We start from the raw sequence: 4,065 nt of genomic DNA, 5'->3' as shown, positions 1-4,065 counted from the left end.
TGCGAGAGTACAGACTCGATACATTGCCGAAGAAAAGGGCCTTGGTTAAATGAGGGCGTCACAATAGAAATTTTTGGCAGATTATTTTCTTGCCTCATTTTTAATTCCTTCAAAAAATTTAGTTATCAGCACTTTTATGCATATTTTTTAATTTATTGTTTTTTATAGCAATGCTCCTCGACTTTTAGCCGCCTTATACTGGAGTAACTTTTAAATTAGAAATAGTATAAGCAGCTCTTCTAGAATCGCTTTTGCTTAAAGGCTTAGCCTCCCCATTGGTCGCAATGGTAAGTTGAGTCAGCAATGCAGGAGAAATATCAAGTACTTTATCATAAACAGATCGTTCTCCGTTTTTTGTATTAAGGACAATTTTATGGGATTCGTCCTTCTCCCACAAATAGATTGTTAATTGCTGATCTCCATGTACACCATATTCAAAAAATAACCTTGTTTTTTTCATTTCTGATGTGACATCGGAGGGTTCCAATTGAAAAACAATCTTATCTTTAACCCAATACCACCAATTATCACCACTATTCTCTTTGAGGTATAGATTGCGCACCTTCATAATTTTTATCTCGGCTTGAGATAAATTGTGCGAACGCACATTCTCTGAAGATAACTTAATCGTATTAGAAGATGCATTAATTGTTTTACCATTAGGGGTCTTTTGCATAGCATGCACTGAATCAGCCTCAGTCCTTTGGGAAATCCCTGGGTATTTCAGAGCAGAAAAACTCGTCACTCCCACGATTATACCTAAAAAAAATCCCCCAAAAAAATCCTTCTTTTTCATAATTAATCCTTATAAATCCTATACTGTATAAAAGCATTTTGGTTTGACCAAGATATCACATTCATAATAAAGAGAACAATATTTAAAAGCCGTTTATCCCCAGCTTACTCAAGTTGCCCAGGTATCTCGTTCGGAAAAAAAATTCGTATCATGAATTAGGAATGCGAGCTCTCGACCTGCTGCATCGATAAAAGACTCAGTAAATTGTATGTAAATCCGTTTGTTATTAACTAACTCATTGGGAATAGATACTTTTTGGTACTGATGGGCAGTAAATTGAAACTGCCCCACTCTTTTTTTACCAGCCATAATAAGCATGGTTGAGTCCATTGGCGTAATGCCACCGATGTAAAGAACTTCTCCAACAGCCCTCTTCCTCAAATTGCATGAAAATTCTTTTGACAACCAATTATCCGAAAAAAAACCGCTAATGTTAGATTTTGGCAATGAGGTTATAGCTTTAAAACGAATTTTTCCAAATTCTTTAATTCTTTTAGTCAAATTTGAAAAGTTCTGTGTCCGGCGTGCCCAGTGGTAATGGAGCTTGCTTATAGGAAGATGCAAGTTTTTAATGGAAAAAAAGCGAACTATCTGATTGATTGTATTTTTTTTCTCATATATCAAGTGGTGCCAATATCCCTGGTAATAATTTAAATGTGTATAACCAATATGATGTTTGGATATGTTAAATATTTCTTGAAAGATTTTGATACGCCCTGAAAGGGTCTTAGTTTCTGGATACAAGCGTGAGCAGGACAGTTTTTCGTGCAAAAAATGGATATCCATTCCGGCTTTTGCAATACGTAACCAGTAATCGTAATCCATAACAAAATGGAGTTGCTCATCAAAAAGTCCAATTTTTTCTACTACACGACGACGCCAAAAAGCAGAGGGTTGACATATCATGCAGTCTCGAGACAATCTGTTAAATGAATATTCATCCGTCCTGTAAGTACCTATAATATTATCATGCTCATTAATATAATCGGCCTGACCATAGACCATATCGCAGGTAGGATGATTTAGAAAAAAATCAACAACTTTCTGAATAGCGCCAGGAGTTAGCACATCATCAGAATTCAAATAAGCAAAAATTTCTCCCTTTGCCTGCTTCATCCCTTTATTAATGGCATGAGTCTGTCCGTTGTCAGGCTCTGAAATCCAAAAAAAACGATCGGAATAAGAACTAAGAATATCTACCGAATCATCGGTAGATCCGCCATCAATAACAATATATTCAATATGAGGATAGTCTTGGCTAAGTACACTATCGATAGTGCGTTTGAGAAATCTTCCCTGGTTATAAGAGGGAGTTACAATAGAGACTAAGGGCAAGTTTGTGGATGTCGGCTCTTCATAGGATACTTTTTGTGTGATCTTTTCTGCAACTCGATTACACGCAGCAAATAAATTATGTGCTGAACGTTCCCAAGAATATGCATTTAATCGCGCTTTACCACGCTGGACCAGTGTTTCACGCAGCTCTCTATTTTTCAGGATCTCTTTCATGGCATTAGCCATTGCTGAGATATCTAATGGAGAACAAGTTATCACAGCATCTCCCCCCACTTCAGGAAGACTGGTGGTATCGCTGCATAAAACAGGGGTTCCTGTATTAAAAGCTTCCAATAAAGGCATCCCAAAGCCTTCATAGAGTGTGAAAAAAACCAAAGCTTGCGCGCGCTCCATAAGTATTCGAAAAAATTCAGGCCGAATAAAACCTAGATGCAAAACCGGTAGGTCCTTGTTGTTTTTATGTAGCTTTTTCCACCCATCTCTATTACCTGTTAAAATAAGAGACACAGTTAAATCAGGATTATTTTTTAAAAGGAGACGAAAGGCTTGCAGCAATCTCGTATGATTCTTATGTTTCCAGATATTTGCAGGGAAGAAGAAAAATGGCGTTTGAGGAATCAAAGCCTTTTCTTTATCAGTCAAACAGTCTTCAGTTGTTGTTAGACTATGGACTTTTTGTAGCGAAGGTTCCATAAGAAAAATATCGTCGCATTTTGTCTCGGAAAAATCATAAAGGGATTTTTTTGCAAATTCTGATATAGTACCGATAGCCCCTGCGTGATTCAGTGCCTTTGAAAATGATGCTCTTCTGGATTGAAGCACCTGTTTAGAGAAAAACTCAGGATAAACTTCGTGTTGTATATCAGGAATTAAGAAAATTTGCTTATTTAATGGAAACTGTAACGTATCTTCCATAGGATAAGTGCGAAAAAGAACATCAACGTTATTTTCAACCGCAATTCGATCCAAATCAGAGAAAAAAGTTGTACTCGATAAGGTAAAAAAACGAATGTTTTCTGAGTGAGACTCAAGCATAGCCCTATTAAAAGGAGTACAAAATACTAAAAATTGATGTTCTGGATAGAGAATAAACAATGATTCACAAATCCCTTTTACCAGCTGAGAAATACCCCCAGAAGCACCAATTACTAATTGACGAAGTTCAATTCCTATAATCATAGCGTAAGTCCGTGTGTTTATTTTATCTTGTTTTTGAGAAAGCTTGCTAATGATGATCTTCGTGGAAAACCATCTTTGTTTGCATCAAATTGTGCCATTAACCGTCCCGTTCTTTTCCAAAGTTTCATGACGTCTTTTTGATACCATCCAGGAAAAATATTTTCATTTGTTTTGGCAAATTTATAAAGAGTATCAAACATATAACGTAAAATTCCAGGAGTCATCTCTAATCCCGAATGTTGCAGTGAGATACGTCGCAGTTCTTCTATACGTTTGAAGGAACCTGTTGAGGTTTTAGTGGTGTTATATTCTCGATTTGCAGACAAAACACCATGGATAGGATGAGGATCTCCCAATGTGGAAAGACGTATCCACAAATCAAAATCCATTCCATACTCTAATTCTGTATTAAGATAACCTATTTGCTCTAAACAATTACGATTCATAAATGTTGAAGGTTGCAAGATATAGTTCAAACCCATAACTAATGCATGGCGGTCAAACGTTAAACTGTTTTTAGGGAAGAAATGAGTTAGTACTTCCCCTGTTTTTGAAACTCGATATCCATCTCCAAAATAAAAGGGGGCGTGTGGATTTATTTGATAAGCTTTGATCACGTGTTCAAAAGTTCCAGGGAGATAATAATCATCAGAATTAAGCCAGGCAACCAACTCCCCAGATGCTTTTCTGAATCCTTTATTTATTGCCTCGCTTTGCCCTTTATCTGGCTCACTTACCCAATAAGCAAAATGGGGCTCAAATTCATGAATAATTGATAGTGAATCATCATGGGA

General features: G+C 36.6%; 3 protein-coding genes. All 3 read right to left on the bottom strand.

Annotation, left to right across the window (positions count from 1 at the left end; genetic code table 11):
* Positions 1 to 193: 193 nt before the first annotated feature.
* Positions 194 to 796 carry a hypothetical protein gene (locus tag Lpar_RS02620; RefSeq protein WP_058516452.1) on the bottom strand — a complete coding sequence of 201 codons (603 nt, stop codon included), beginning with the start codon at positions 794 to 796 and terminating at the stop codon, positions 194 to 196.
* 108 nt (positions 797 to 904) lie between these two features.
* Entirely contained in the window at positions 905 to 3,271 is a 2,367-nt protein-coding gene (locus Lpar_RS02615) for a glycosyltransferase (RefSeq protein ID WP_058516451.1), read from the bottom strand.
* 17 nt (positions 3,272 to 3,288) lie between these two features.
* Positions 3,289 to 4,065, bottom strand: a 777-nt coding sequence (locus Lpar_RS19295; protein WP_058516450.1) for a glycosyltransferase, incomplete at its 5' end; no start/stop codon positions are given.

Origin of the sequence: Legionella parisiensis, assembly GCF_001467945.1 — a bacterium.
GTDB lineage: Bacteria > Pseudomonadota > Gammaproteobacteria > Legionellales > Legionellaceae > Legionella > Legionella parisiensis.
This window is presented reverse-complemented; position numbering and strand designations above follow the sequence as displayed.

What these genes read in the sequence shown, in the direction of transcription:
- Lpar_RS02620 (WP_058516452.1), bottom strand. Translation starts at nt 796, where the DNA reads ATGAAAAAGAAGGATTTTTTTGGGGGATTTTTTTTAGGTATAATCGTG.
- Lpar_RS02615 (WP_058516451.1), bottom strand. Translation starts at nt 3,271, where the DNA reads ATGATTATAGGAATTGAACTTCGTCAATTAGTAATTGGTGCTTCTGGG.